The following is a 317-nucleotide window of genomic DNA, read 5'->3' as shown; positions in this document are numbered from 1 at the left end:
TGTGATTACTATATAAAGACTGGTAATGCTACAGAAGCAGCAATAAAAGCGGGGTATTCTGAAAAGACTGCCAAGGTAATAGGTGCTGAGAACTTAACAAAACCATACTTAAAAAGTTACATTGATGAAAGAATAGGTCAGCTTGAGTCAAACAGAATAGCAGATGCTAAAGAAGTCATGGAGTATTTAACTAAAATAGTAAGGAATGAAGCAAAAGAAGAAGTGGTTGTAGTTTCTGAGAATGGTGTTGAAAGAGTTAAAAAAGATGTAAGCATAAAAGATAGAAATAAGGCTGCTGAACTCTTAGGTAAGAGATA

General features: G+C 34.1%; 1 protein-coding gene. It reads left to right on the top strand.

Features of this window, described 5'->3' with window-relative positions; genetic code table 11:
* Nucleotides 1-317: terminase small subunit (locus KGF50_RS22065; protein ID WP_227850016.1), on the top strand; the 317-nt coding region annotated here is incomplete at both ends.

The sequence above is a fragment of the Clostridioides sp. ZZV15-6598 genome (assembly GCF_020657705.1).
GTDB lineage: Bacteria > Bacillota > Clostridia > Peptostreptococcales > Peptostreptococcaceae > Clostridioides > Clostridioides difficile_F.
This window is presented reverse-complemented; position numbering and strand designations above follow the sequence as displayed.